The organism is Bacillus cereus group sp. BfR-BA-01524 (assembly GCF_022662595.1).
Classification (GTDB): Bacteria; Bacillota; Bacilli; order Bacillales; family Bacillaceae_G; genus Bacillus_A; species Bacillus_A thuringiensis_S.
On sequence record NZ_JAKUDW010000080.1, the window covers coordinates 1 to 23701 of the forward strand.

The following is a 23701-nucleotide window of genomic DNA, read 5'->3' on the forward strand; positions in this document are numbered from 1 at the left end:
ACTAACTCTGTTATTGATAACATTCCTGTTGGTTTATATCCTTTTGGAATTGATGTCCTAATTGGTTAAAATTATTTATAAGCAAAATAGAATACCAAACTAAAAATAACTAATATGTGTATTTCTAATTAAAACTCTTTTAGTTTTTAAAATAAATTATTAACATATTTATAAAAATCCTTTTTTAAAGGGCATACCTAGTTGTATGCTTTTTTTATAAAATTCAAATCCGTTATCTCGGCAATCGTGGTTCAATTTATCCTTTTTGTAATAACCTTGTTCAATTTCTTCAAATGAGAATCCTAATTTCTTACCTAAACCTAAGAACGAGTACAACTATTCTTCATAAAGCTCAGTGTCTTGATTTGCACGAAATTCCGACACAGATTCATATACATTGTTAAATTAATTGATTAACGTACTTGCGGTATAAATGTTATGTTCTAATAATTTCAGGTTATATTCATTATGATTAAATCCGATGCCGTACCCTAATGAAGTTATAAAATGGAATCCATCTATATATTCGATTAAAATGACTTCTTTTTCACTAGGACCTTTATTACTCCAATGCTTAAAGCACCTTGTTTCATTTGCAAGCTCTCCAATTTCAAGTTGTAAAGCAAGGATTAAATTGTAAAATGAATTTCCCCCTTCCTATTTAGCAAATGCCTAATCCTATCGGACGATTTTTAATTAAATCCTAGTCGGCTTGATCTATTACAAGGAGGGAAACCTCTGCTTGGTTACTTTTAGATTAGTTTATATCTTACTGTTAAAAATCCATGCTCCAAGATGGTTAGCTAGTGTTTTAGCAACCACATGTACTATTGTAGCTATTTATCAAACGCTTTTAATTTTATTTCCATGAATACAGCAAAAAAAGAGACCCCATGGCTCTTTTTTTACTCCTTAATAACAATCTAAATATGGTAAAATATATCCATCGTCATATGTCCAACTATGTAATTTTCATAGCAGCAAAATTACAACTAGACCTATACAACATGATTCAAAATAAAATGAAGGAGAGTTTTTAGTAAAAGGACATATTCGAAAAAGAGGAAATAAGTACTGTATCTTTATTGCTATTGGTCGTGATTCAAAGACAGGAAAAAGAAGAAAAAATGTTTTTCTGGTTATAAGACAAAAAAAGAAACCAAAAAAGATTACAGAGTTAAATGAAGGGAATTTTGTGGAGCCGTCTAAACTTAGTTTAAAAGACTATCTGGTTCAGTGGTTAGAAATTAAAAGGATGAGTATAGAAAAAGAATACATACGTTTCTTATAGTAGCAACATAACCGACCATATTTTACCGAACATGCAGGAAGAAGCAGTAAAAAATTTTGATAAAAGTATCTTTGGATAACTAATTTTTGCAAAATGTTTGCATTTTATAATAAAAAACTAAATAAATCTTCTATTAACAAGGTTTATTCATCTTAACATATGTTATCGTGTATAATACATATGTTAAGTAAATTCAGAATAACGAGGCAAATATTATGGACTTTGTTTATATTAATCAAAACGTATTAAATAATCTTCTATACATTTTATGTAGTATATTTGTTTTTTATTTCATATATGATAGCAGGCATTATTTGAAAAAATACAAAATATTACTGATTACCCTTTGTTCTAGTATCCCGCTTATTTTATGTATGCGATACCCTATCTATATGGATGAAAGTTGTATTCATGACTTAAGACAAATTCCGGTCATAATAGGTACGCTTTATGGTGGATTCCCTGTCGGTATCATATTGTTTACAATTTTATTAATTACAAGATTTATATTTTATGGTTTTAACATGCTAACAGTCGTTGTTTACGGAATAATGTTCATCGTTACAGCACTCGCATCTTCAAAATTTAATACATATAATAGAAAACTTAAAGTAGCTTTTTCCATGTTTTTAACCTTTTTCCTAGCAATATTTACAACTGTAATTGTATTAACTTTATCAGATTTTGAAGTGAATAATTTATATATTATTTATTTCATGGTATTACCGACTACTTTAATGTTATTTATTGTTTATATAAATGAAGTTATAAAAGATGCTGTATTAATGCGCTCAAAATTAATTAAAATGGAAAAAATGGAGATTGTTAGCCAACTCGCTGCAAGTATATCGCACGAAGTAAGGAATCCTTTAACGGTCGTAAAAGGATTTACACAGCTTTTAAAAACACCAAATTTAACTCCTGAATCAAGAGACGAATATATTAAACATATACTTGAAGAGTTAAATCGTGCCCAAGAAATTATCGATGATTACTTAACGTTTGCCAAACCTGCTCCAGAAAAATTAGATCAAATTTCAGTAAAACAAGAGTTAAATCGAGTTATTAATATGATATTGCCATTATGTAATATGAATACGATACATATTACACAGGATTTTTCTGAGGCAACCATTGTTGGTAATAAACAGCACTTTCAACAATGTTTTTTAAACTTAATAAAAAACAGTATTGAAGCAATGCCTAATGGTGGTACCTTAAATATTTCCTCATCTATCAATAATAGTAAAGTTGAAATACGAATTGAAGATAGCGGAGTTGGAATGTCACAGGAGCAAATAAATCGATTCGGTGAACCGTATTTTAGTACAAAAACAAAAGGCACTGGTTTAGGTACGATGGTTGCTGTTAAGATTATTGAGACGATGCATGGAAGTTTAAAAATCCGAAGTATCGTTAGTAAAGGAACAACTCTAACGATTACGTTCCCGAAATATAGTAAGAATACGCATTTAAACAAATAAAAAAGGGGCATAGTTGCTCCTTTTTTATTTGTTTCGATACATAAGTATCTTCAATGTTTTTTTAGTTTACATTTGTGAAGACTAATTAAAAATTAGTATCCTCCGCCCCAGCAGCTGCATCCTACAATTATTAATAGAATGAATAACACAACTAATAAAGCGAAACCTCCACCAAAACCACAAGAACCACCGTAACTCATATTTTCTCCTCCTTTTGGTTTGAAAACTAATAGGTAGTTGATCATTTTAACTGGTTCGTATTATACATTATGTGTATATCCCTTTTTTGAGCATGTCTACATAAAAATAAGTAAAAGCACTCGTTTAAAGAGTGCTTTAAAATGGATACCAAAAGTTTTGAAATACGTTTAATTTTAAATATACCGCAACAATGAATATGAAAACACCGGCAAATAAAGCGATGAAATCTTCACGTTTCGCCTTACTTGTATAAAACCATGTACGTTTATCCTTCTTTCCAAATCCTCTTAAATCCATTGCATTTGAAACCGTATCTATTCTTTCTAGAGAATGAATGATTAGTGGCCAGAAAATTAAAACACGGTTCTTCATACGAACCCATAAACTTGCTTCTCCTTTTTCAAAAGCCACTCCTCTCGCTTCTTGCGCGTGTTTAATAATTTTATACTCAGACTGGATGTCAGGAATATAACGTAGTGCAATATTTATTGCATATGTAATCTTATAATGGATACCAAGTTTACTTAAACTACTTACAAATTCGCTTGGATCTGTCGTGTATATAAAAAGAAGTGTAAATGGTAATAACGTAAAATACTTTAATGAAAGTGTAGCTGCATAAAATAATGTTTCATATGTAATCGTTGCATATCCAATATGTAAAAACGAGGTATATGATTCAGTTAATTCAGATCCATGAGTTGGTGTAATAAATAAAATCATGACAGAGTTTAATAAACTAAATGTAAATATGACACTAAAAACAATTAAAATTTTACGAAATGGAATTTTAGCAATGCTGAGTCCGATACACCCAATAATAAATAGTATTAGCAACACCCGAAAATCAAAAAACAAAAAAGTAAGCGTCATACAAAAAATAAATAAAAACAATTTCACTACCCCATCCATACAATGAAAATATGTACTATGCACCTTCCTCCCTCCTATTACTATCTAAATAAAGTTCCATAAATTTTTCTGGACATGCAATCCCACTAAATTTAACAAGCTTGGTTAAAGAACTCTCTCTTAAGTTAGCTATTTGTAACGTTTCTTGATCACCAAATACATTAGACACTGTATTATCCGCAATAATTTTCCCTTCATGTAGAACTACTGCACGGTCTGCATATTCTAGTGCGAGATTCATATCGTGAGTGATAAAAATAAATGAAATACCCTTCTTAGCTAGTTTTTTAATAAACGACATAAATTGTTTATAATGATAATAATCTTGTCCCGCTGTCGGTTCATCTAATATGATAAGCTTAGGATTTGTTGTTAATACAGATGCGATTGTTAATCTCTTTTTTTGCCCATAGCTTAGTGCTTGAATTGGCCAATTACGAAATGGATATAAACCACAAATTTTTAAAGTTCCTTCTACTCTATTCTTAATTTCTTCCTTAGAAAAATTATGTAATGTTAATGTAAATGAAACTTCTTCAAAAACAGTAGGTTGTGTAATCATATGATTTGGATTTTGCATCACGTAAGATATGATTTCCCCACGTTTACGAATAGACCAAGAACTAATATTTTCACCTTCTAACAAGATTTTCCCATTTTTCATTTTGTTTATGCCTATAAGACTATGAGCTAATGTTGATTTCCCTGCTCCATTATGTCCCAACAGTGCCACAATTTCTCCTTCATATATTGAAAGGTTTACATTTTCTAATACTTTTTGTTTATTAGGGTATGAAAATGATAAATTCTCCACTTTAAGTAATTCCTTGTTTTTAGTATTACCTTTTAATATGACTTGTTTCTCCATCCACTCTTTTAGAACGTTGCTTACCTTTTCTTTTTGAAGGTTTTCCATTGGATATATTACGTCATTATTACGATCAAAATGTAATCTCTTTAATGCTTCGATGTAAATAGGCTCTCTTAAGCCAATACGTGGTAATATATTTGACGCTAAGATTTCTTTTGGTGTTCCTATTGCAATAACTTTACCTTCATCAATTAATATAACTTTGTCTAAATCCAGCTTTAAAATTTCTTCTATCCTATGTTCGATAATAACAATCGTTTTATTATATTGCTCATGTATATCTTTCATAAGTTCTATCGTATGTAAGGCGCTTAGTGGATCTAAGTTCGCTAATGGTTCATCGAACAATAATATATCCGCATTTGTTGTTAATAAACCAGCTAGAGAAACTGTTTGCTTTTGACCTCCTGATAATTCATGTGGACTTTGTTTATGAAACGTATGCATCTTCACCTTTTTTAATGAGTCCGAAACAATCTTTTTCATATCATCTTGCTTTACACATTCATTTTCTAAATAAAAAGCTACATCTTCTTCTACTGTCAGACCAATAAATTGAGCATCTTGATCTTGCAAAATTGTTCCTACCTGCTTACTTTGTTCAAAAATACTTCCTTCCCTCGGGTCTTTACCGGCAATTAAAACGTTACCTGTACTAATCCCTTCGTAAGAAAATGGGATTAGCCCATTTATACAATGAGCTAATGTCGACTTTCCTGAACCACTTCGTCCAGCAATTAGCACCTTTTCCCCAGGGTATATATGAAAGGTAATATCACTTAAAGTAGGCTGCGCAGCATGCCCATATTGAAAGGTAAATTGTTCAAACGAAATAATTGGTTGCATGTTAACATCCCTACTTTTCAATTTTTAAATGTGTATGTTTCTTATTAGATTTTGCCAAGCCAATTGTAAGTGGCAATCCAAGTACTAAGAAAACGATAACATCCGAAATTGTTGCTCCTAATACTTGTATAACAATTTTGTCAAATGGTTCTCCCATCACAATAATATCGAATGCCCCAGCAAATATAATAGCAATGACAATACCAACTAACCCAGTAATTGCTAAATAAGAAATATCCCCCTTGTTAAACGACCCGTTTTTCACACTAAAGCCAACTCTTTTTTGAATAAGACCCATTGAAAAGCCAATAATCCCTGAACTAATAACCCAGCCCCACCAAATCCCCCAGCCAGCAATCGTATCTGTTACTGTATGACCTATTAGTCCGATTAACAGTCCTGCCACTGGACCAAATAATGCTCCAAAAACAGTTAATATAGCTAATGCTGGTTTAATAAATGTATTCGGTGCAATAGAAAATCCCCAAAGTCCTAATATCCCGTATAATGCTGCTCCAATACCGATTGCTACTACTAACTTTGTTGATAATTTGTTCATTACAATTCCCCTCTCATATTAGTCAACTTTTATTACTCTATATTTAATTTAAAAATGAATTATGCATCTACACTCCCTTTCTATACAACAAAAAATGACCTCTTATATAAGAGGTCATTTTCTTTCACGTTCAAGAATCCTCTTATCTTTCAAAAAACACAACGTGTCCTCTGCGGAATTAGCACCTTCCTATAAAATTGCATAGGGGTTGCTGAGGTTTCTTAGGGCCGTTCCCTCCACCTCTCTGGATAAGTATTAATTTGTAATTCGTATTATGGCACTAAAAAGTGTAAATTTCAACACTTTTCTTACTATTTTTATTTTTTGTTAAATGGCACTTTTAAATCATTGTATTCTTATCGGAATTGTGAAATAATGAATTCAAAATCGTTTCGGGAGGAATGCATTATGAAAGTTATTGGTTTGATTGGAGGATTAAGTTGGGAATCTACATCATTATACTATAAACATATTAATACGCTTACACTCTCTCAATACGATCAAAATGCGAAGCTAATTTTATATAGTATGGACTTTGGTGAAGTAACTACTTTATTACAAAACCATCAATATGAAGAAGTGAAAAATGAACTAGTCACAGTTGCAAAGAAGGTTGAAAAATCTGGGGCTGAATGTTTATTAATGTGTTCAAATACCGTACATTTATTTGCCGAGGAAGTAGAACAAGCAATATCTATCCCGCTTCTTCACATTGGTGATGTAAGTGCTAAAGAGATGGTAGAACAGAATATAAAACGTATCGGACTATTAGGAACAAAACAAACGATGGAGCAAGATTTCTATAAATCACGATTAGCGAAATATAACATTGAGACAATTATCCCAAATGACGAGGAAAGAACTTTTATCCACCATGTCATATTAGATGAATTAAGTAGAGGGATCATTTCAGAAATATCTAAAGAAAAGCTATTACAAATTACAAAATCATTAATTCAAAACGGCGCTGAAGGTATATTATTAGGCTGTACTGAAATACCTTTACTCATCTCCCAAAATGATCTCGCTGTTCCCGTTTTTGATACTGCTTTTTTACATGCAAATACTGCTGTGCAATTTGCTGGATAGGAATATAAAAGCATAAAGGTGAGAACCTCTATGCTTTTATATTATTACAATTATTTATTTAAAAGAGATTCAACAACTGCAATTGCTTCTTTTGAACCACCACATTCAATAAAGCTATCATTAAGTTTTCGTATACCATGTTTATACTTTTCATTTGAAAGAACATCTGTTACAGCCTCTTTTAAAGTGTGCACATTAACATGTTCTTTCAATAATCTCTGTGCCGCTTCAAGTTCAGTTAATCTTTGCGCTATCATAGGCTGATCTTTATCATGCGGTATAATTACAAATGGGACATTATAATGAATGGCATCGTGTACACTATTCATGCCACCATGTGTAATAAAAACATCTGCTTCATTTAATACTTCTGATTGGGGTACGTATGGAGCAATTATAAAATTATCTGGCGCTTTCTTAATTTTAGAAGGATCATTTCTATCACCAATTGCCATTACGACTATCCCATCAAAATCTGAAAAAGTATCAATACAAGTATTAAAGAATGGTTCGAGTCCTTCAAGAAGCGTTCCCATTGAAATATAAATAACTTTCTTCTCTTTAAGTGATTCCAGTGGAAACTTTATATTTGTTTTACGCTTTAAAATACTCGGTCCAATAAAAATGTCATTTTCTCCGAACGATTCGCTATTAGGTTGGAAATAACGACTTGTGTATACGAGACAAACATCACCCTTATTATTCATAAATTGAAGATTATTCTTTGGTTTTACTCCAAATTCATGTTCCATCTCGTTTAGTAATTTTTCAGAGATCTCCTCTGGTTGGAATGGTATATCTGCATTTGGATGAAAAGGTAATGTCTTCAAAAACTCTGAAGGAATTAAAAATATAGGTGAGGAAACTACACCTGGAACTTGTAAATACTCCTTTACTAACTCTCCCGCACCAAATATATCATAAATTACGAAATCAAAATTTATGCTTTCACTTAAGTGTTTCGTAATTTCTAATATATATAAAGAAGTTTGAACATGCACATGAAAGAAAGCATTTAACCCAGATGAGGTTTCAGCATCAATAGAAATCTCCTTTAATAGATCCCGATGTGTATGTACAGTAGCTCCTAAATCTTCAATCCTATCTTTAAAGTTTGCAGTTGTAATATAATGTACGTTATCCCCCCGTTCAGTAAAGGCTTTTACTAAATTTAATGTAGGGTTTACATGTCCCTCTGCTGGAAAATTAACCACTAAAATATTTAGCATCTATTCCTCACTCCTTACATTTCACTGTTTTAATTAAGCATACTGTTATTTGTACAAGTAATCCTCCTCTAATAGTCCTAATATGCTTGCTACATTATGTTGATAAATAATTTTCAGTCATCAACATAAAAAAAGCATCTACCTATGTAGATGCCTAACCGTGATAAGGAGTGTTCTGTGAGGTTAGAACAAACTTTTCTGCTTGTCCTATGCTATCAATATATGATTTATTTTATAAAACGTGAATAATTAATAGAATTATTTTATCCATTTTATATGATCAAATGGATAAAATACCATTTCTACCTTACCTATTATATTTGACTCATCAATAAGTCCAAGTGTATTCCTACTATCTTTACTATGATTACGACTATCACCTAACACAAATAATTTATGCATAGGAACTTTTATTGCTCTAAAATTTGAAAAACGATTGGATACTTGTAACATATCTAAATGTATATACGACTCATCACGCTTTTTACCGTTAATATATACCTCATTTCTAATCTATTCCCAGATAAAAACGCCTCTAGTTCACATGAATGCTAGAGACGTTTCGTACATTTTAATTCTCTTTAGAGTCATCTGTTTTTGGCGCTTCACCAGTTAATCGCTTATTTTCCAAATCAAAATAAGCATCTAAAACTTCTTTTCCAATATCGGAGTTAATGCCCGATTTATCATTTTTAACCCACGGTACTACAACAGAAAATGCTACTTCTGGATCATCATATGGCGCATATCCAGCTAATGTTAAGTTATAACATTCTCTACGATCGCCTTTCTCATTTCGCCCAATATCATTTTCTCCACCATATACAGTTTGTGCGGTCCCTGTTTTACCAGCTGGTTTATATGATGCTTTTTGGAACGCTCTTACTCCCGTTCCATCTCCTTCTTGAAATACTTTTCTAAATCCTTCTTTTACTTGATTAATATATTCTTGTTTCATATCGATTCTATTTAAAACAACGGGTTCTATTGATTGTACTACTTTACCAACCTCATCTTTTTGAACGGTTTGTTCTCTAATCTCTTGAACAATTTGTGGTTTCATTCGATACCCTCCATTTGCGATAGTCGAAATATATTGTGCAAGCTGAAGTGGTGTATACGTATCATATTGTCCAATAGAATAATCTAATAAGAAACCAGGCTGATTATCTTTTCTTCCAATTTGTCCTGCAGTTTCATTTGGTAAATCAATACCAGTTTGTACGCCTAGTCCAAATTGCCTGAAATAATACCTCATTTTATCAAAATATTCTTGTTTAATATCTAGTGAACTATTTTTCACATAATCCACGCCAGCAATTTTTAATGCAATATTAAACATATAAACGTTTGAAGAAACTTGTAACGCTCTTAGATCGTCTATATCACCAAAATTTTTCCAAGACTTCTTCTCCTTAGTTCCTTTAAACTTCATAGGTGCATCATAAAAATGTGTTCCAGGGGTTATTGCATTTGTTTCAAACCCTGTTAACACTGTCGCACCTTTAACCGTTGATCCAAGCTCATAAGAACTAGTCAGCGTGCCTAAAGCGTAATCTTCTACTTCCATTTTCCCGTCTTTTTCTACAAGCTTTTTCCCAGCCATTGATAATACTTGGCCATTTTTAGGATTCATCATCACTACGAAAGCACGGTCTAACATTGATTCTGATCCTTTATATTCTTTCAATATTTTTTCTATGCTCTCTTCAACTTTTTTCTGTAATTCCATATCAATTGTTAAAGTTAAATTCTTTCCGCTTTTCCCTTCCGAAACCGTTTCCGTTCTCATTGTATTGCCTTGTTTATCAGCAATGCTTCTTACTTCTTTTTTCGTACCATGAAGTACATCTTCATATTGCTGTTCGATATAACTTTTGCCGACCCTATCATTTCGGCTATAATCACGCACTAAATAATAATCTAACCTTTCACCTGGTAATCCTTCATCAGCATTTGAAACGTTACCAAGAACAGAACGGAATAGACCATCATTTACATAGATTCTCTCCCAATCAACTGATGCGTCTACCCCTGGAAGGTTCGCTAAATTTTCACTAATCACCGCATATTCCTGTTCACTAACGTCCTTTTTAATAATTTGAGGTGCCATTTGAAAACCTGAGCTCATTTTACTTTTAATAGCTAACACTTCTATATCTTTAGCCGTTAGTTCTTGAAGATTTTTATCTGTAACGCGCTTCCTTTTTAAATCTTCTATTTTTTTGTTTAGCTCTTTTCCGGTAATATCCTTATCTCGGAACTTATCTATTTCTTTTTTTGATACTAATTCTTGAGTAAATTCTGGATTTAATTGCATCCAAAAGTCTTTCTTATCCGTTTCCGTTAACTTATCTATATCGTCTTGTGGCATTTCTATTATGTCTGCAAGTTGTCTTGCTGTTTTTAATATTTCTTCTTGTTTTACACCCTTCACCTTTGTATATGTAATCGTACGTAAAGACTTATTATCAACTACTGGATTTCCTTCACGATCAAATATTTTCCCACGTGGTACAGAAAGGGCCACGGTTGCATTTTCTCTCTTCTCTAGTTCATTTTTATATGTTTCTCCATCAAAGATTTGCACTTTCCCTAACTGAATAATGATGCCAGAAAATAATAAAAATACACAAAGGAATAAAATATTTAGCCGGAGAGGTACTACTCTACCACTTTTCTTCTCTTGCTTTTTCACCTCGTCATAATCTCCTCCTTACAATATTCCAAATAATAATCACATTTCTATATTAAAAGTAATGTACATTTTCTATACATTGCTTTGTACAAATATTAATATAATGTTTAAAACTTAATAGAAATTAAAACAAAGGTAAAGAAAAAGTAAAGGTTACTAAATTTAATATAAAAATACCCAATAACAAAAAGCTTAGCTTTCACTAATCGCTTTGTTATTGGGTATTAAGTGATTTAAGAATTACTACTAGTGCGTACTGCTATACATTTATCGTCACAATTCGACAGAGGTTGTTTACTTTGTACTTTCGGTAAGTAAATAGTTACCGTTGTCCCGACCCCAACCTCGCTCATGATACTAATTGTCCCTTGATGACTTTCAATAATTTTATAACTTAACATTAATCCAATACCAGTCCCTTTTTCTTTCGTACTATAAAAAGGTTCACCTAATCTCTTAATTCTTTCTTCAGGTATGCCTATTCCTTCATCTATTACATGAATGATGACACCATCATCATTTATTTCTTTTATGTGAATTGAAATTTCCCCACCATTTGGCATAGCCTCGATTGAATTTTGCAAAATATTAATAAATACTTGTTTCAATTGATTTTCTGAGCATTCAATAATTATATCTTTGTCATCCGTAAATAGTTCGACTTGAATATTTGTCATAATTGCTTTTGTATTCATTAACGATACGACATTTTTAAAAATTTGATAAATATTTTTCTTTTCTGTATTTATCTCATCTGTTTTAGCAATTGACAGAAATTCTTGCAGGATCGCTTCTATCCTTTCAATTTCAGAAAGCATAAGATCAAAATATCTTTCTTGATCTTCTTTATTAATTTGGAATAACTGTATAAAACCTTTAATTACAGTTAAAGGATTTCTTACTTCATGAGCCACGCCAGCTGCTAATTGACCAATTGCTGCAAGCGTATCTGATTTGTTTAACAATTCTTCTGTCTTTTTTCGCTCTGTAATGTCGCGTACAATAATCATAATTTTATCACGTAATAATGGTAAGCACCTAGCTTCAAAGAAATCAATACTTCCATTAAGTGTGAGTGGATATTCTACAATTACATTCGTTCCTTTTTCCTTTACTTGATTAATGGCTTCCTGAAACTGCTGCGCTACTGAAGATGGTAATACTTCGTAAAACTTTTTTCCCATAAAAGCTTCTGCGGGTACGTAAAACTTCGTAGGAGATCCTGCCTTGTAATCAATAATCGTGCCATCATCTTCTGTTAAGAAACATAAATCTGGTAAAGCTTTAAAAATTAATTCCAGTTCAGATGTTTGTTGTTTTAACTGCTCTTCTATCGCTTTTAAATGCGTAATATCTACACCAACAGCCCAATAACTATATCCTGTTACAGGAAACTGTTCTGATATATTCGACCACATTATTGTTTTGATTTCACCATTTTTACACGTTAAGTGCATTTCCCAATCTCTGAAATTCTTTCCACAAGTTAAAAATTTCTTTTGTATTTGCTGCCGATAACTATGATCAGGATACAATAATTGCAGTGCATTTGGATTTCCAATTATTTCTTCAGCGGTATAACCTGTTACAATTTCACATTCTCGGTTCCACAAAACAAAATCTCCATTATAATCAAGCGCATCGACCATAACAGGCATGTTTTGTAAAATCGTATGTAGTTCCTCCTCTTTTCGAGAAAGCAACGTTATATTTTTACTTTGAAATACTTTTATTGCGCCATCTAAAATTAAACTTGAGAGCATTTCAAAGTATTTTTGACAACTGAAAATTTTACTTTTTTTGGACCATACAACAAAAGAACCTAAATGTTGATTGTATAAGAAAATGGGGATTTCAATCTTTGGAAGTTTACTCTTTTTTATCTCATTCATTCCGAATGAAAAAACACACTCTTTTTCAGCATCAAGAAGTTGATGTGATATGTTAGTTAATTTATAAAATTGTTCTGCCATGGTTTCTATTGTACTCACATCAATAAGTTCCATTAGCCGCGAATTCATTCCTTTTTCACCTCAATATGTAAAATTAATACAAATCTAAAATTCATACTTCTCCATTATACGAAGAAAGCTAGTGTAGGTATATAGCTGTAGAATAATTATTCAAATAAATTTTATTTTTCAATTAAAATAAGAAAAGAATATACATACTGAATACACCTTTAATTAGTATATATTTCGCTCATTCCTCATTTATTGTCTAGGTAACTTGAATTCATCCTTACATTCACTGAATTTTCACTTGAGAGTCATACGCCTCACTAATAGCGGTATAAACATGCAATAAGTATAAAGTTCATAAAATATTCACAATTTTTATGAAAAATATAAACATTTATTCCAATATATTCTATATAATGAAATGTAATAAGGCTTCTATGAATCTCATAGAATACCTTACCCCTAATAAAAAAGAAAAAAGAATCCATATGGATTCTTTTTTCTTTTTTTAATTACATTACATATTTATATAAAGCATGTGCCACACCATGTTCTTCATTTGATAACGTTTCATGTTTACACATTGCTTTTATTTCTTCAACTGCATTCCCCATTGCAATTGATATGTTCGCTTTTTCCATCATTGAAACATCGTTTAGCCCATCACCTATCGCTACAGTGTTTTCAACCGGAATATTAAGATGTTCTGCTAAAGTATATAATCCATTCCCTTTTTGAGCATCTCGATGATTAATCTCTAAATTGTGCCAATATGAAGATGTAATTGCTAAATCTGTATTATGAAGAAATGTTTCTTTTAGTTTTTTTAATTTCTCAATATCATAAGAAAATGGTAATAGTTTATGCACATGTATATCTGTTTCTACAATTGGTTTACAACTTTCCGCACTATGAAACGCTGTATGCTCAAGATATAATGCTGCGATTGTTTCTAACTCTTTCAAGTCGAAATTTTCTTTTGAATTCTTCACATACTCAATTTCATTACGTACACTCTCTACTCCATAATCCGGGACATACACACCTTTATCAGTATAGAGCTGATAATATAAACCATTCTCTTCAAGATATTCTACAATTTCAAGTGCCTGCATATTTTGAATTGGATATCTCTTCATCATTTTCTTATCTTTATATATAAGCGCGCCATTTTCCGCAATGATTGGACACTCTAAATCAACTTCTAACAATAATCGCTCAATGTCAACAATAGAACGTCCTGTACAAATTGCTACGACATGGCCAGCTTCTTGACATGTTCGAATTGCTTCTGCATTTTCTTTACTTATCATTTTATTCCCCGAAAGAAGAGTTCCATCTAAATCAATTGCGATTAATTTCATTATTTCTTCACCACTTTCTATAAATACACGAGTTCCAATTAATTATTAGGTATCGTTTTCATATAATCCTCGTGAGGTACTTCTTATTTATAATTTATGAAAAGCGTTTCAGGTCAAGAAATAATTAAAAATAAAATCCAAAGCTTTTCTTTTTAAAAAGCTTTGGATTTTAAACTATGAATTATAACTAATGTATTTTGTCTCACACATGTACACATTTTTTTCTTCAGTTGGGATATATACTTTAAACTTTTCTAACCGTTTTCCATAGACATGAATCGTAATAACGCTTTCATTTTTGCTGATTTCAAGAATATGACAATCTGCTGGCGGAATTACTTTATCAGTTTCTCCTTCTCCCAAATAAAGGTTTCCTGTATGTGTTAAATAAACAAGTGAATTACCAAGTTGTTTCGTTTGTATAAAGTTCTGCACCATAATCCTTCCTGAAAAAACGCCTTCTACCCCCCATGTGCCATCATGATCATGTAAAGGGGTAGATTGTCCATTTTTCCATACGAGAGCTAGTACTTCAAAACGTTTGAGCGGATCTTCATACAATAAATGTCGTGCATATTGAGTCAAATTCGCCTTCTGTTTATCTAACGGAAGCCATGTTTTCTTTTCTAAAAGTTCTTCTAGTAACTTTTCAATGCCACACACTATTTCTTCTTCAAATAAACCGTTTTCCATAAGATCTGTAACACCTTTAATAAACTTTTGAAATGATTTACTTCCATTACAAGTCAACATAAGAATCCCCCTCTACGTTTTATACAATTCCATATTAAGGTAATTATCTAAAACTCACAATTGAGAAACAAAAAACAAGATGCAAATGTATGCACCTTGTTAAGATCTTTATTTGACTTTCAATCGAATAGGTAAGTATTTTAATGTTTGTTCATTTTCCAATATACATTTTTCTAAACAGAAAGATGGAGATAGCTCTATTTTTTCAAAAGCATTTATAAAGGTAGTTAATGCAATCTCAGCTTCTAAACGTGCAAGTGGTGCTCCTAAGCAAAAGTGAGGTCCTTTCCCAAAGGTTAAATGCTTTTCATTTCCTGTTCGATGTACATTAAATTGAGAGGCTTGTGAAAATTTTTTCTCATCTAAATTCGCTGCACTAACCCACGCAACAATCATCTGATCCTTTTTCATGAAAGGACCAAATATATTTGTATCCTCTGTAATCCTCCGGGCCAATGTAACAGGAAAGCGATAGCGTAATACTTCCTCAATCGCTTTTGAAATTAAGTTAGGCTCTTTTCTTAACTCTTCATAAATTCCAGGTGAATCTACTAAAAAGCAATAAAAGCTATTAATAATTAAATTTGTAGTGGTTTCATTCCCAGCCGCTAATAAACCTAATGAAAAGGTTACAATTTCTTCATCTGTTAATCTTTCGCCCTCGTATTCAGCTCGAATTAAATCGGAAATGATATCATCGGTTAAATGATATCTCTTTTCCTGAACGATCGGTAGAAGATATGCTTTGAATTCATGTAATGCTATCCCTTTCTCGGCATCCAGATCATTAAACTTTTCTTTACTATACGGCATAAATAAAATATCAGACCATTCTTTAATTTTTTTACGATCTGTTGTTGGGACTCCTAATAAATCAGAAATAACGGTAACTGGTAAAGGTGCAGCAAACTGTTCAACGATATTAACTTCACTGCATTTCTCAATATGTTGTACAAGTTCATCTGCGATAGCCTGTATTCGGGGTTTCCACTGTTCTAAACTTCTTGGAGTAAATGCCTTTGAAACAATGGAGCGTACATTGCGGTGTTCTGGTGGATCTGTAGAGTTTATATTTATTCTAGTTTCTAAAGGAGGGATTGAGAATTGTCTGCGCTCCCTTCTACTTGAAAATAAGCGATAATCTGATAAAACACGATTTACATCATCGTATAAAAAAACATTCCATACATCCTGCTCTTCATCATAATGAACCGGGTTATTATCCCTCATCAAACGATACCATTCATACGGATTCCATAATTCTTCTTTTGTTTTCAGCTTTGAAATTTCATGAACTAAAATAACATTTTCAGGTGAAGCCATAGTTCTTTCCTCCCTTTTCTTTTACAATAAAAGTGATAGGTCGGCAGTTCAAAGTTGTATAAACTAACATATGTTATTTTAACATATACTAAAGGGGATTTTTCATTGGAGAACTTGAGAAATATATAAGGGGGATTTTTATGTACGTTGACATTTTACTACTAGCAGAATTAACGACAGGACCAAAACATGGATATGAAATTAAAAAAAATGTTCAAAATCGTTTAGGTGAGAATTTCGAATTAAATCACAACATGCTTTACCCTGCCCTTCGGCGTTTTGAAAATATGGGTGCTATAAAGAAAAAAATACATAAACAAGTCGGAAAACCAAACCGAAATATGTACGATATAACAGAAACAGGAGAAGAAATTTTTTCTGAAATGTTACGAGAGTTTCCCGAAAAACTTGCGACAAACAATGTAGAATTTCTTGTTCGTATCGCTCTATTTGAAAAACTTGACTATGAGGCTAGAAAAGAGATTTTGACTGTACGTCAAAACGTACTACATAATCAGCTTACTGCTATTCAGTCTCTAGATGTTACCTCATCTTTTATTACTGAAGTCATTGAATTTAGTAAATCACGAATTGAACATGAATTGAGTTGGATTACATCACTTATGAAAAAAATATGAAAAAATAACAAGAAAAGTTAAAAATAATGAATGAAAATGATATTTATTATCAATACTATAATTAATACAAGGGCAACCACGATTTGGCTACCCTTCAAAAATTTACACTTCTGGATCGAAAGTTTTACAATCTGTTTCTTCCGTTGTAGATGCATGTTTACCTTTATGACTTACTACGTAAATTGCCTCTGCACTACATTTATTACCGTTCGCCCAAAATTTACAGTTGTTTACTTCACATAAAACGTCTTGTGCCATAGTATCACACCTCCTTGTTCTATTATCATTAACAAAATTCGGAGGTATGATACTCTTTGTCATGCATTTTTTATTCCCTTTTTAGCTTTCTTAATGGTTCAATATCTCCTTGTACAATCACATCTATATTTTCAGTTATTTTTTCAATGTCAAAATGCCACCATTGAATTTGCAATAATTCTTCTATTATTTTATTTGAAAATCTCTCTTTTATTTTATTTGCAGGATTTCCACCAACAATTGTATATGGTGCGACGTCTCTAGTCACAACAGATTTAGCTGCAATGATTGCACCATCCCCTATTTTTATTCCGGGCATAATAGTTGTGTCCATACCAATCCAAACGTCATTTCCTATAACTGTATCGCCTTTGTAAGGTAAATCAGACAAACTAGGTGTATACTTCTCCCACCCATTTCCAAAGATATTAAATGGATATGCCGAAAATCCATCCATCCGATGATTCGCTCCATTCATAATAAAGTTAACTCCAGATGCAATACAACAAAACTTTCCAATAGTTAGGCGATCCCCAAGAAATTCATAATGATGTAATACTCGATCTTCAAATGTTTCTCCATCTTTCGCATCATAATAAGAATAATCACCAACAAGTATATTAGGTTTTGTTATTGTATTTTTTATAAATTGAACGTTTTGATTTCCTTCAATAGGGTATTTAATATTTGGATTAGGATTCATTTTGTACGGCACTTCCTTTACCACTTAGTTCACTTTCTACCGCTATTACTGGCTTTAAATTGTATATAGGTAAAATAAACAATAATCCAATTATAAAAAGTAAAGCCGTCCCTTCATACATCATACTTAATGAAAACATCTCTTTTAATGAGCCAGCTATACTCATCGTTACTACCATTGATCCGGTAAATAGCGGACTTAAAATACCATTTACACGACCTATAAAATCAGTATCGCTATTTTGAATAATAAGCGTATTAATACCAATTTGGATACAAGGAAGAGCTAAGCCACTAAAAAGCTGAGCTGTAAGTGTCACCCATAAATTTGTAGAATATCCTATAATGCCAATACCAATTGCTTGACCAAGCATACCGATAATTAACATCTTTTGCGGAGCAACGTTTTTCGCAAATACCATTGCTAATGCTCCGCCAACAATCATTCCCGCACCATTTACTGTTAGTAGCCACTGTAAACTCTCTTTTGATAATCCTAACTGCTCAGTCACAATAAATATACCTAATGGCTGAATTAATCCTATACCTAGTCCTGCAGCCATAAAACAAAGCCCTAGCAAAGTTAATGCTTTTTTCTTTTTGACATACTTAATACCATCCTTCATCTCCTGCAGCAGAGTGATATCTTTCTTTTCTACGTCGTTTTCAAGATCTTTCGGAAGAAATAACAATACAACTGCCGCAAGTAAAAAAGAGATACCTGTTATGATGATTGAAATATAAATTCCAAAACTATGAAAGATAAATGTCCCTAGGATTGGTCCTAATACCATAAATATTGCAAATATCGTTTGATATATGGACATTGCTAATTGGATTTGTTCCGTTGATAAATGTTGTTTAAACAACTTCATGCCAGATGGTTGTGAAAACTGTGAAAGGATTGCAGAGATGAGTGTCACAAAAAACACAATTTTCCACGTTCCAAACATAAGCGTAATTAATACAGCGAATACTGAAATGGCACTTAACGTTTCACACCATATCATTGTCTTCTTTGGCTTCCACCTATCAGCAAAAGTACCGCCAATAAATGAAAAAATAAAAATTGGAGCGAATTCAGCAACTGAAATCATGGAAATAGCAAAAGCATCACCTTTTGTCATTTCCATTACATATAGTAATACCGCAAAGTTTCGAACCCATATTCCTATTTGTAAAAATAATGCTGATGCTAAAATCCCTTGTACAAACCGATTTTTTAATACTTGTGATACCCCATTGTTTTGTTTCGTTACTACATTTGTCGACATAAAAAAGCCTCCTATTTCATGTTCTGAACAGGAGGCAGCACAAATCATATAAAAAGACTATATATTCGCAGAGCGAAATACATCCCTTTTCTATAAATGTACAGACTAACCCTATTCAGAAGAATATTTCGTTTTTTAACGAAGATCTCTTACAAATAGAATTAGTTGATCATTGGGATGTTTTCACCCTTCCGTTTCGAATTTAAATAACACATACATACTCTATGTAAATTATTTTCGATGTATGCATGTCTCCTTTTAACTATTCTAGAAAGTCAAAGGCAATTCCTCTAAAGAACGCATTAAATAGTTACCTTGCCATTTAATTTCTTCACGATCGCCTTTTATTTGTAGTTCAGGCATTCGATTAAACAAAGTAATAATAGCAATCTTTGCTTCCAACCTAGCAAGTGGAGCACCTAAGCAGAAATGGCTACCATGACCAAAGGCAATATGGCGATTATTTTCCCGAGTAATATCGAATACTTCTGGGTTTTCAAATACAGTTTCATCACGGTTTACAGAAGCTAAGGCAATGACAACCATATCTCCTTTTTCAATTGTTCGATCATGAATTTGAAAAGGTTCATCTGCCCATCTTGAAGTTGTAACCTCAACTGGAGAATAATATCGTAATCCTTCTTCAATAGCGGCATCAATTAATTTTGGATTTTCTTTTAATAACTGTAATTGATTTGGATTTTCGAGAAGCGCTAATACCGTATTTGTTATTAAATTTACCGTTGTCTCGTGTCCCGCCACAATTAGTAGCATTATCATTGAATATAGTTCCCGAGCGCTAAGTTTATGTCCTTCACTCTCTGCAAGTATTAAAGCACTCACCAAATCTTCTTTTGGCTCTTTTCGTTTAATATCAACTAAATATTGAAGGTATGTAATAAACTCAGATAGTTGCTTTTCAGTTTCTTTTATTTCTTCTGGTGTTTCTGGGTAAGCAATGACAGCATGAGACCAAATTCTAAATTTTGCTTGATCTTCTTTTGGAATACCGAGCATTTCACTTATTACAATGATCGGTAAAGGGAATGAATAATCATCAACAAGATTTAATGAACCCTTTCGCTCGACTTCATTTAACAAATCATCTGCAATATGCTGTATTCTTCCTTCCAATTGCGTGATCATCTTCGGTGTAAAAGCTTTTTGTACGAGTGATCGTAAACGATTATGGTTAGGTGGATCTGAATTTAACATATGAGTAGTTAAATGATCACTATTGTCAACGGTAAGAAACACATTCAATGCATCTTGAGAAAATACATTGGCTGGATCTTTTTTTAAGCGACTGTCTTTTAAAAGCGGTAAGGCATCTTCATATCTTGTGATAAGCCATTCCGCACCTAGTTCAGTTTTATTCACAAATAAGATAGGTTGCATTTTTCTAGATTCTTTATAAATTTCATACGCATCTTCCTTAAATTGAGCTGAAGCTAAATTAATGCCATCCTCTATTTTTAGTCCAACTTTGTTTTTCATTGACATTGTATTCCCTCACTCTCATTTGTTTTTGAAAACCAACCCAACATATGCATTATACTCTAATAAAAACGTGAAAATTGTAAATTTTCAACCAAAATCTTACTTCGTATATTGAAAAATAAAAAAGTGAGAGAGTAAAATTGTTTCACTCACCCACTTCTCTTTATGCGAAGCACATAAAATTACTAATTTGTTGATAGCGATAACTTACTTTACGACGACGACCACCTTGCCAAGTGTAACCTGATACCCCATTTCTTCTCACTTCAGTTGGAAAGAACCATAAATCTCTTCCAAAAGGACCAGGACGATGTAAACGTAAATAGCCCCATCTTCCTAGACAGTTACACATCCATGATTTCATATTACCTGCTTGAGCTGGAGACGCAAACGTAGACGGTAACGACGGAGCTTGCGACGGCGGTGGTGACGTTGGAGCATCTTCCGCATCATCTGGTCTATAGTCTTCTTGTTCAATATCTCTCACTTCATTTGTAGGTTCATACCCGTAGTTTTGTGGATTATAATACATCGCTTAATCATATGGATAATTTTGTTGGTTATACATATTAATAAATCACCTTCTTTTCATTCATTACCTTTAACATTCATATGTGATATGCCCTCTCTGGGAAGCTTATGTATAGCCCAAATTCAACTTAAAAAGCTCGTATTATTAAAAATACGAGCCTTTCAAAAATAGAATTTGTTTATTGTTTCCTTAACTTCACACTATAAAAACGCATTTCATCTAACGAACCTTCAAATTCAAATACTTCTTGTTTAATTAATTGTTTCAAGCGATATTCTAAGAAAGTATCTCCAACCAATTGTTCAACAAGACCAAGTGCTTCACCAATTACTCTAGGAGCTTTGAGGAACTCTCGATCAGCACCCACACTTTTCGCGCATTCAATTATAAATTGATCAAAATAATCTTCCTGTACAGAATGCACTTCATTTTCTTTCCACACTCTTAAACATTCTATGCTTTCCGATAATCTATTCCACTCATGCTCAAAATTCATGCGCTTCTCTTCAGTTAAATAAGGTAACTTTATAAAACTTTTTTGGAATAGAGCTAAACTTTCAGGTGGTAATTCTCCCGTTCCACGAATATCATATTCTTGTTTTAATATTTCCCTACTTGCTTCAGACGTATTAATAACTCGAATGTTTTTCTTATCCTTTAATTGTGTCATTACAAAACTTAAGCCTACATGTTCATGCGCATTATCGGCTTTCCAAATTGTAATAGGCGTTTCAGTAGGAATTGAATGTAGATCTTCTAAAGTTTCTATAAATCTTAGCAAATATTCTTCTTCAAAATAACTATCATAAGCAGTTAAGTTATTTATTAACCACTTCTGTCTTGCTAGTTGCCCCTCATTCGTATGTAACTTATATATTGGTCCAATTGAAAAGACTTCAGAAAAAGTAACAATACTCTCTTCATATAATTCTTCTTGATTTAACATATATTTTAAGCAACCAGCCGTTGAATCATCAAAGGCAATATGTACGTGCGTACTTTCTTTTACATTCCTTTTATAAGTAGGATTACTCGTTAATTGTTTTGGAATATCCATCAAATTTTTAATTGTATCTTCACTATAGTTTTCTTCTAATAAATTCAACTGTATGAGAATGCTTTGAAGTAAATCTTTAGCCTCATCTTCGTACATATCCTCTACAGCATTTTTAATTTTATCTATCACACAAATCCCTCTATTCATTTCAAAAATAACGTAGATTATAGTGTATCATTTTAGTATAGTTCTTTAAAGTCAAATCCGGATTGCTAAAACAATCTGGATTTTCAACAAAAGCTCTCCTTATATTTTTGAATTGCTAAATATTTTTACTTTGAAAATCCTTGTATCTAAATGTATAATTATATAAAAACAAAAATATAGGAGCTATATTTATGGATAGAGTACTTACAAATTATAAACATTACTTAAAAAATTGGAGATTTATATTTATTTGCATACTACCTGCTATCGCCTTATTAGTTACTTTCTATGTCATCTTCGAACTACTGTTTCATCAAGATTTCTACTTATCTAACTTAATTTCTGCTATCATATTATTTTTAATATTTATTAACATTAAAGATAAATTTAAAATTAAAGGCTAAAGAACACTATTTCAAAATAGCCCTTTATTATTGCATCCTACTATAAAATAAGGCTCGTAGTAGATTTTCATAAAAAATAAGAGCACCCTGCAATTGGATGCTCTTATGTGATTAGAGGTTTTTTCTGAGTATTAAGTAGGACACGAAGATCTTGTCCTACTACATAATATATGCTTGTACTTATTATTTCGTGCATATATTAAGCACCATGTTCAGGTACTTAATATATGCATAGTCATTGCTAAAAAATCTACTCAAAAATTCACTGCACAATTTCATAATTATAAATTAAAAAAACATCCTCAATGGATGTTTTTTATCTAACGATTTTAAGCTTCCATAAACTTAGCCGGTACACCAATTTTTTCAACTACAGAAGATATATTAGTAGGATTAATCATTACATTTTCAATACATACTAATTTATTTTCTAATATCCCATTCTCTGTAGTAATAAGTTCTTCAAACCGATCTAAAGTCATTGAAAATTTGTGTTCACTTCCACCATTCATACTAACTTTTACATACTTCATAGTGTCACCGCCTTTCATAATAATTTACATTTCGACAAGAAGGCGCTTACATCCTTTTTATTTACTCTTAGATTT

General features: G+C 32.0%; 21 protein-coding genes, 3 pseudogenes and 1 riboswitch. Of the genes and pseudogenes, 5 read left to right on the forward strand and 19 right to left on the reverse strand.

The features are described from left to right. Positions 1-168: 168 nt before the first annotated feature. Positions 169-657, reverse strand: a pseudogene (locus MR170_RS22885) (dUTP diphosphatase); the annotation flags it as partial. A gap of 394 nt (positions 658-1051) precedes the next feature. Here MR170_RS22885 and MR170_RS32765 point away from each other — a divergent pair. Further along, positions 1052-1325, forward strand: a pseudogene (locus tag MR170_RS32765) (Arm DNA-binding domain-containing protein); the annotation flags it as partial. Positions 1326-1506: 181 nt separating this feature from the next. Further along, positions 1507-2775 carry a sensor histidine kinase gene (locus tag MR170_RS22890; RefSeq protein ID WP_043938208.1) on the forward strand — a complete coding sequence of 423 codons (1269 nt, stop codon included), beginning with the start codon at positions 1507-1509 and terminating at the stop codon, positions 2773-2775. Between the two features lie 92 nt (positions 2776-2867). Here MR170_RS22890 and MR170_RS22895 read toward each other — a convergent pair whose 3' ends face one another. From MR170_RS22895 to MR170_RS22910, 4 genes are all read right to left on the reverse strand, one after another. Continuing rightward, a complete protein-coding gene (locus MR170_RS22895; RefSeq protein ID WP_000120182.1) occupies positions 2868-2975 on the reverse strand; it encodes a YjcZ family sporulation protein in 108 nt (35 codons plus the stop codon). A 136-nt stretch (positions 2976-3111) separates the two neighbouring features. Continuing rightward, a complete protein-coding gene (locus MR170_RS22900; protein ID WP_242309449.1) occupies positions 3112-3912 on the reverse strand; it encodes an energy-coupling factor transporter transmembrane component T family protein in 801 nt (266 codons plus the stop codon). Next, the gene (locus tag MR170_RS22905; RefSeq protein ID WP_242309450.1) at positions 3905-5605 is read right to left on the reverse strand and encodes an ABC transporter ATP-binding protein; all 1701 of its coding nucleotides are present in this window, start codon (positions 5603-5605) and stop codon (positions 3905-3907) included. The genes MR170_RS22900 and MR170_RS22905 overlap by 8 nt, the downstream gene beginning before the upstream one ends. Before the next feature lie 10 nt (positions 5606-5615). Continuing rightward, on the reverse strand, positions 5616-6164 hold the full coding sequence (locus MR170_RS22910; RefSeq protein ID WP_001038210.1) for an ECF-type riboflavin transporter substrate-binding protein: 549 nt from the start codon (positions 6162-6164) through the stop codon (positions 5616-5618). A 139-nt stretch (positions 6165-6303) separates the two neighbouring features. Continuing rightward, positions 6304-6419: riboswitch (SAM riboswitch) on the reverse strand. A 153-nt stretch (positions 6420-6572) separates the two neighbouring features. On the opposite strand from MR170_RS22910, the gene MR170_RS22915 reads away from it, so the two are divergent. After that, positions 6573-7253 carry an aspartate/glutamate racemase family protein gene (locus MR170_RS22915; RefSeq protein WP_242309452.1) on the forward strand — a complete coding sequence of 227 codons (681 nt, stop codon included), beginning with the start codon at positions 6573-6575 and terminating at the stop codon, positions 7251-7253. Positions 7254-7303: 50 nt separating this feature from the next. On the opposite strand, the gene MR170_RS22920 is transcribed toward MR170_RS22915, so the two are convergent. The 7 genes and pseudogenes from MR170_RS22920 to MR170_RS22950 all read right to left on the reverse strand — a co-directional run bounded on the left by MR170_RS22920 (position 7304) and on the right by MR170_RS22950 (position 16581). After that, a complete protein-coding gene (locus MR170_RS22920) occupies positions 7304-8482 on the reverse strand; it encodes a macrolide family glycosyltransferase (RefSeq protein WP_242309455.1) in 1179 nt (392 codons plus the stop codon). 258 nt (positions 8483-8740) lie between these two features. Then, a pseudogene (lepB, locus tag MR170_RS22925) lies at positions 8741-8992 on the reverse strand (signal peptidase I); the annotation flags it as partial. A 61-nt stretch (positions 8993-9053) separates the two neighbouring features. After that, positions 9054-11180 carry a peptidoglycan D,D-transpeptidase FtsI family protein gene (locus MR170_RS22930; RefSeq protein WP_242309457.1) on the reverse strand — a complete coding sequence of 709 codons (2127 nt, stop codon included), beginning with the start codon at positions 11178-11180 and terminating at the stop codon, positions 9054-9056. A gap of 233 nt (positions 11181-11413) precedes the next feature. Further along, positions 11414-13201 carry an ATP-binding protein gene (locus MR170_RS22935; RefSeq protein ID WP_242309459.1) on the reverse strand — a complete coding sequence of 596 codons (1788 nt, stop codon included), beginning with the start codon at positions 13199-13201 and terminating at the stop codon, positions 11414-11416. Positions 13202-13653: 452 nt separating this feature from the next. Further along, a complete protein-coding gene (locus MR170_RS22940) occupies positions 13654-14505 on the reverse strand; it encodes a Cof-type HAD-IIB family hydrolase (RefSeq protein ID WP_016081440.1) in 852 nt (283 codons plus the stop codon). Between the two features lie 174 nt (positions 14506-14679). Further along, on the reverse strand, positions 14680-15258 hold the full coding sequence (locus MR170_RS22945; protein WP_016081441.1) for a cysteine dioxygenase family protein: 579 nt from the start codon (positions 15256-15258) through the stop codon (positions 14680-14682). A 108-nt stretch (positions 15259-15366) separates the two neighbouring features. After that, entirely contained in the window at positions 15367-16581 is a 1215-nt protein-coding gene (locus MR170_RS22950; protein WP_016081442.1) for a cytochrome P450, read from the reverse strand. Between the two features lie 140 nt (positions 16582-16721). Between MR170_RS22950 and MR170_RS22955 the strand changes: the two genes are divergently transcribed. Then, complete coding sequence (locus tag MR170_RS22955) at positions 16722-17219, forward strand: PadR family transcriptional regulator (RefSeq protein WP_242309461.1); 498 nt, start codon at positions 16722-16724, stop codon at positions 17217-17219. A gap of 102 nt (positions 17220-17321) precedes the next feature. On the opposite strand, the gene MR170_RS22960 is transcribed toward MR170_RS22955, so the two are convergent. From MR170_RS22960 to MR170_RS22985, 6 genes are all read right to left on the reverse strand, one after another. After that, the gene (locus MR170_RS22960; RefSeq protein ID WP_000046095.1) at positions 17322-17477 is read right to left on the reverse strand and encodes a DUF1540 domain-containing protein; all 156 of its coding nucleotides are present in this window, start codon (positions 17475-17477) and stop codon (positions 17322-17324) included. A 70-nt stretch (positions 17478-17547) separates the two neighbouring features. Then, positions 17548-18180 (reverse strand): Vat family streptogramin A O-acetyltransferase, encoded by a 633-nt coding sequence (locus MR170_RS22965; protein ID WP_016081444.1) that lies wholly within the window; start codon positions 18178-18180, stop codon positions 17548-17550. Beyond that, a complete protein-coding gene (locus MR170_RS22970) occupies positions 18170-19453 on the reverse strand; it encodes an MFS transporter (protein WP_016081445.1) in 1284 nt (427 codons plus the stop codon). Before MR170_RS22970 ends, MR170_RS22965 begins: the two co-directional genes overlap by 11 nt. Before the next feature lie 267 nt (positions 19454-19720). Further along, on the reverse strand, positions 19721-20956 hold the full coding sequence (gene cypA, locus MR170_RS22975) for a cytochrome P450 (RefSeq protein WP_242309463.1): 1236 nt from the start codon (positions 20954-20956) through the stop codon (positions 19721-19723). Between the two features lie 160 nt (positions 20957-21116). Continuing rightward, a complete protein-coding gene (locus MR170_RS22980) occupies positions 21117-21485 on the reverse strand; it encodes a hypothetical protein (RefSeq protein ID WP_242309465.1) in 369 nt (122 codons plus the stop codon). Positions 21486-21663: 178 nt separating this feature from the next. Beyond that, positions 21664-22671 (reverse strand): DUF1835 domain-containing protein, encoded by a 1008-nt coding sequence (locus MR170_RS22985; protein ID WP_242309466.1) that lies wholly within the window; start codon positions 22669-22671, stop codon positions 21664-21666. A gap of 209 nt (positions 22672-22880) precedes the next feature. Here MR170_RS22985 and MR170_RS22990 point away from each other — a divergent pair, with 209 nt between their 5' ends. Further along, the gene (locus MR170_RS22990; RefSeq protein WP_016081449.1) at positions 22881-23093 is read left to right on the forward strand and encodes a hypothetical protein; all 213 of its coding nucleotides are present in this window, start codon (positions 22881-22883) and stop codon (positions 23091-23093) included. A gap of 329 nt (positions 23094-23422) precedes the next feature. Here MR170_RS22990 and MR170_RS22995 read toward each other — a convergent pair whose 3' ends face one another. Beyond that, positions 23423-23626: a hypothetical protein gene (locus tag MR170_RS22995; RefSeq protein ID WP_000878369.1), complete on the reverse strand. Its 204-nt coding sequence runs from the start codon at positions 23624-23626 to the stop codon at positions 23423-23425. Positions 23627-23701 lie beyond the last annotated feature (75 nt).